The sequence below is a fragment of the Mycobacterium sp. E3339 genome (assembly GCF_001666915.1).
GTDB lineage: Bacteria > Actinomycetota > Actinomycetes > Mycobacteriales > Mycobacteriaceae > Mycobacterium.
This window is the reverse complement of the sequence record NZ_LZIZ01000042.1, coordinates 1-5,501: the sequence shown is the minus strand read 5'-3', so window position 1 is coordinate 5,501 and position 5,501 is coordinate 1. Positions and strand designations below refer to the sequence as shown.

The window sequence follows — 5,501 nt, the reverse complement described above, 5'->3', positions numbered from 1 at the left end:
CACCGGCGGGAGTGCCGCCGCGGGCGGCGCTGGAAGCGCTCGTCGGCGACGCGCGCATCGTGCTGATCGGTGAAAGTTCGCACGGCACACACGAGTTCTACGAGGCTCGGGCCGAAATCACCAAGTGGCTGATCGAGGAGAAGGGTTTCTGCGCCGTCGCGGCGGAGGCGGACTGGCCCGACGCGTACCGGGTGAACCGCTACGTTCGCGGCACCGGCAACGACGCCAGCGCCGAGGAGGCGTTGAGCGGCTTCGAGCGCTTTCCCGCCTGGATGTGGCGCAACACCGTCGTCCGTGACTTCGTCGAATGGCTGCGCGCCCGAAACCGGCTGCACGAGAACAACGGCCAGCGGCAGACCGGCTTCTACGGCCTGGACCTCTACAGCCTGCACCGGTCGATACGGGAGGTGATCGGCTACCTCGACAAGATCGACCCGGACGCGGCGGCGCGGGCGCGGGAACGGTACGCCTGCTTCGACCACGCCTCGGCGGACGACGGTCAGGCGTACGGCTTCTCGGCGGCCTTCGGAGCCGGGCCGTCATGCGAGAAGGAAGCGATCGATCAACTCGTCGAGATCCAGCGCAATGCGCTGGCCTACGCGCGGAGGGACGGACTGCTCGCCGAGGACGAACTCTTCTACGCCCACCAGAACGCCCAGACGGTGCACAACGCCGAGGTGTACTACCGGGCGATGTTCAGCGGGCGGGTCACCTCGTGGAACTTGCGCGACAAACACATGGCGCAGACCCTCGAGGCTCTCCTGAAGCACCTGGACCGCCACCATGAAGTGCCGTCCGCGCGGATTGTGGTGTGGGCCCACAACTCCCACGTCGGTGACGCGCGCGCCACCGAGGTGTGGGCCGATGGACAACTGACGCTCGGTCAACTGGTCCGGCAGCGGCACGGCGACGAAGCACGCCTGCTCGGCTTCAGCACGTACGCGGGCACCGTCACCGCCGCCAGCGACTGGGGTGGCATCGCCGAACGCAAGGTCGTCCGACCGGCGCTCAACGGGAGCGTCGAAGAACTCCTCCACGAGACGGGCAGGGAGGCGTTCCTGGTGTCGCCGCACATCAACCCGGGGGCGGCGGAGCCACTCGACGCGGTGCGCCTGGGGCGCGCCATCGGGGTGATCTACCGACCCGAGACCGAACGGCAGAGCCACTACTTCCATGTCCGGCCCGCCGACCAGTTTGACGCGATGATCCACATCGACCGGACGCGGGCGCTGGAACCCCTCGAGGTGACCAGCCTGTGGATCGCCGGCGAGACGCCCGAAACGTACCCGAGCGGGCTCTAGGCACGAGGGAGATGGAGATGCCGGCCGATCGGGAGCCGACCCGAAGAATTGTCACGTTGACCATGAATCCCGCGCTCGATATCACCACGAGTGTGGGCGTCGTGCGGCCTACCGACAAATTGCGTTGCTCGGCTACGCGTTACGACCCGGGCGGCGGCGGGATCAACGTCGCGCGGATCGCGAAGGTCCTCGGCAGCCCAGTGCTGGCGCTGTTCCCGGCGGGCGGGTCGCATGGCGGTCTCGTCACCACCCTGCTCGATGAGGCGGAGGTGCCGGTTCTGCAGATCCCGATCGCCGCGCAGACCCGCGAGAGTTTCACTGTCAACGAGACCAGCACCGGCCAGCAATACCGGTTCGTTCTTCCGGGGCCGGAGCTGAACGCCTTCGAGCAAGAGCAGTGCCTCGACGAACTGCGCTCGGCCGCCCACTCGGCCGAAGTCGTAGTGGCAAGCGGCAGCCTGCCGCCGGGCGTCCCGGCCGACTACTATCAGCGGGTCGCCGACATCTGCCGGGAGCTGGGCGTGAAGCTGATTCTGGACACTTCCGGCGGCGGCTTGCAGCACATCTCCTCGGGCGTATACCTGCTCAAAGCGAGCGTGCGCGAGCTGAGGGAATGCGTCGGCCGCCGACTCGCCACCGAGTCCGAGCAATTGGCCGCCGCCCATCAGCTGATCGACAGCGGCCACGCACAGGTCGTCGTGGTGTCGCTGGGGTCCTACGGCGCGCTGCTCGCCACACGCCATGCGAGCCAACGCTTTCCGGCGGTCCCGATGCGAAGCGGCAGCGGCGTCGGGGCCGGTGACGCTATGGTCGCCGCGATCACTGTGGGCATCACGCGCGGCTGGTCGCTCGCCAAGTCCGTGCGGTACGGGATCGCGGCGGGTGCGGCGATGCTGATGACGCCCGGTACGGCGGTCTTCGAACGCGCCGACATCGAGCGGTTGTTCGAGCTGGTCGCCGAACCGGCGGAGGTGGGGCCGAACGACTTCGCAGCTGAGGCCTAACGGCCCCTCCAGCATGCGCATCGGCGCAATAGCCTGAAAGCGAATGAAACCCTCAGGAGCCGACATGAACGAGCTGGATGCGAAGTCGGTGGTCGTGGGCATCAACGGCTCGCAAGCCGCGGTGAACGCCGCCAAATGGGCTGTCGACGAGGCGGTGAGCCGCCAGCTGCCCCTTCGCCTCGTCTACGTCATCGCCGGCCGAGGGGCGTCGGCCGGGACGGCACCCGGTTCCGAATGGGAGCTGGAGCGCGCCGAAATGGCGCTGTCGCAAGCCGAGTGCGCCCTGCAGCGCGCCGAGAAGCCCGTCGAGGTCGACGCGGTGATCCTGTCCGGGGATCCCGCGCAGGTGCTGGTCGGCCAATCGCAGGACGCCGCCCTGGTCTGCGTCGGCACGGCCAGGCGGGGATGGGCCTCCGACGGGTTGCTGGGCCCGACCGCCGCCGGCCTGGTGGCGCACGCGCACTGCCCGGTCGCCGTCATCCGCACCAATCCCGACGGGTCGCCGACGGAGCTCGGGGTGATCGCCGTCGTGCTCAACGACGAGCCCGACAACGACGAGGTGGTGCACCAAGCCATGGAGGAAGGGCGTCGCCGCCACGCCACCGTGCGGCAGATCGATCGGCGCTTGAACAGCTGGGTCCGCCGTTACCCCGACGTCCACGTCCAGACCGTCGCCGCGGGGACGGGCCTGAAGTCCAGCGGAATACCTTCTAGCGCAATCGAATTGGCGGTTGTGGGCAGCGCCGACGCCGACGAGATGTTCGGGCTGGCCACCCCGAATTGCCATCCGATCGTGGGCTACCCCGACTGCTCGGTGCTCGTGGTGCGCCACTGAGACCGATGTCCGAGCCAGCCAGCACCAAGTCGATCATCGCCGGCATCGATGGTTCCAAAGGGGCGATCCGCGCGGCACTGTGGGCGGTCGACGAGGCGGTGAATCGTGACGTCCCGCTGCGCCTCCTCTACGCGGCCGACCCCGGCGACAGCCGGCACACCGCGGAGACGGCGGTCCGCCAGGCGGTTACGGCCATTCACGCCGCCGGCAAACCGGTGCACATCGAGAGCGGGATTGTCCAGGGACCCGCGATCGGGTCGCTGATCCGCTCGTCGGCGTCGGCGGCCATGGTATGCGTGGGGGCCGTCGGACTGCGCCACTTCCAGCCGGGACGCGTAGGCTCCACCGCCGCGGCGCTGGCCATCTCGGCCCACTGCCCGGTGGCGATCGTCCGCGGCCGCGACGATCACTCCCAGCGGCCCGGGGAAAAGGCTGTCGTGGAGATCGACGGGGCCCCGGACGCCCTGCTGGGCGCCGCCATCGACGAAGCCCTGATCCGGGGCGCCCCGTTGCATGCGGTCATCGCGCGGCGAACGCCCCCGACCGAGCACGGCGCGGGGGTCAGCGAGGCCGACCGCCGCGCTCTCGCCGACCTCGATCGCCGGCTGGCCCGGTGGAAGCGGCGCCATCCGGAGTTGCGGGTGGAATCGGTGGCGGTGCACGCCGGGCTGCTGGAGTACCTGGAGGGCCTGCGCGGGCCGGTGGGCCTGGTGATCGTCGGCGCCGGCAACCGCCAGCGCGTGGCCGAGTTGGTCGGACCGACCGGCAGCTCGGTGATGCAGGACGCCAACTGTTCGCTGTTGGTCGTGAATCGGCAACATATGTGACTGCCACGTGTGGGATATTGGGCCGAGGCGCGACCGGCAGGAGGGTTTCGTAGATGGTCAAGGTTTTCCTCGTCGACGACCATGAAGTCGTCCGGCGCGGCCTCGCCGACCTGCTCGCATCCGACCCCGAACTTCAGATCGTCGGCGAGGCGGGCTCCGTGTCCGAGGCGAAGGCCCGGATCCCGGCCCTGCAACCCGACGTCGCGGTCCTCGACGTGCGGCTTCCGGACGGCAACGGGATCGAGCTGTGCCGTGACCTGGTCTCCGATCATCCCGACCTGCGCTGCCTGATGCTCACGTCGTTCACCTCCGACGAGGCGATGCTCGAGGCGATCCTGGCCGGCGCCAGCGGCTACGTTGTCAAGGACATCAAGGGAATGGAGCTGGCCCACGCCATCAAGGAGGTGGGCGCCGGGAAGTCCCTGCTGGACAACCGTGCGGCGGCCGCGCTGATGGCGAAGCTGCGCGGCGCGGCTGAGCGCGAAGACCCGCTGTCCGGCCTCACCGAGCAGGAGCGAACGCTCCTCGGGCTGCTCAGCGAGGGCCTGACCAATCGGCAGATCGCCGCCCGGATGTTCCTCGCCGAGAAAACGGTCAAGAATTACGTGTCGCGGCTGCTGGCCAAGCTCGGTATGGAGCGTCGTACCCAAGCGGCGGTGTTCGCGTCGAAGCTGGATCAGCAGGCCGGCCACCCGCAGGCGCCGACCGCCCCGCCGCGCGACTAGCTATGCGTTACGCCTGCGTCGGCAGTCATTCGCTTTGGCGCTTGACATTTTGTGACTAGGCTGATCCTGCCATCTGACATTGAGCAAAAGTGTCGTGGAGGTGTTCGGGATGACGAGCGACGATAGCGGCTCGGCATTCGCCGGACTGGGCCAGCGCGGGTTGGTCGGCAGGATGCACCAGCAGCTCGACGAGATGCTGGCCGCCCGCGACCAGATGGAGCAGTTGCTGCGGGTCATCGTCGAGATCGGCGCGGGCCTCGACCTGGACGCGACGCTGCACCGGATCATCATGGCGGCCAGGCAATTGACCTCCGCCCCCTACGGCGCGCTGGCCATCCGCGACCCGGACGGCAACCTGCTGTCGTTCGTCCACGAGGGAATGGACGCCGAGACGGTGTCGCGCATCGGGCACCTGCCGGTGGGCAAGGGCCTGCTGAGTTTGTCGATGCTGGACACGCCGGCCCTGCGGATGGACGATCTGACCGCCCATCCGGCCGCCGTCGGTTTCCCCGAGCACCACCCGCCCATGCGGGCCTTTCTCGCGGTGCCCATCACCATCCGCGACACCGTGTTCGGCAACCTCTATCTCACCCACGTCGACCCGGCGCGGTTGTTCTCCGAGTCCGACGAGGTCGCCGCCCGCGCGCTGGCATTCGCCGCCGCGGTCGCCATCGACAACGCCCAGATGTTCGAACGCGAGCGGACCGCCGTGAAGTGGATGGAGGCCAGCCGCGAAATCACCACCGCGCTGCTCTCCGACGCCGAGCCGCACCGGCGGCCGCTGCAGCTGATCGCCGACCGCGCCCGCG

General features: G+C 68.9%; 6 protein-coding genes. All 6 read left to right on the top strand.

The genetic code is table 11. The features are described from left to right. Window positions 1-1,301, top strand: a 1,301-nt coding sequence (locus tag A5702_RS03485; RefSeq protein ID WP_197506491.1) for an erythromycin esterase family protein, incomplete at its 5' end; no start/stop codon positions are given. Between the two features lie 11 nt (window positions 1,302-1,312). Beyond that, window positions 1,313-2,305, top strand: a complete 993-nt coding sequence (locus tag A5702_RS03480) for a 1-phosphofructokinase family hexose kinase (protein WP_055402083.1) — start codon at window positions 1,313-1,315, stop codon at window positions 2,303-2,305. 64 nt (window positions 2,306-2,369) lie between these two features. After that, window positions 2,370-3,140: a universal stress protein gene (locus A5702_RS03475; RefSeq protein ID WP_068218296.1), complete on the top strand. Its 771-nt coding sequence runs from the start codon at window positions 2,370-2,372 to the stop codon at window positions 3,138-3,140. Window positions 3,141-3,145: 5 nt separating this feature from the next. Continuing rightward, window positions 3,146-3,967, top strand: a complete 822-nt coding sequence (locus A5702_RS03470; RefSeq protein WP_068218293.1) for a universal stress protein — start codon at window positions 3,146-3,148, stop codon at window positions 3,965-3,967. A gap of 53 nt (window positions 3,968-4,020) precedes the next feature. Continuing rightward, a complete protein-coding gene (locus tag A5702_RS03465; RefSeq protein WP_055402088.1) occupies window positions 4,021-4,692 on the top strand; it encodes a response regulator transcription factor in 672 nt (223 codons plus the stop codon). Window positions 4,693-4,864: 172 nt separating this feature from the next. Next, window positions 4,865-5,501, top strand: a 637-nt coding sequence (locus A5702_RS03460) for a GAF domain-containing protein (RefSeq protein WP_231964983.1), incomplete at its 3' end; no start/stop codon positions are given.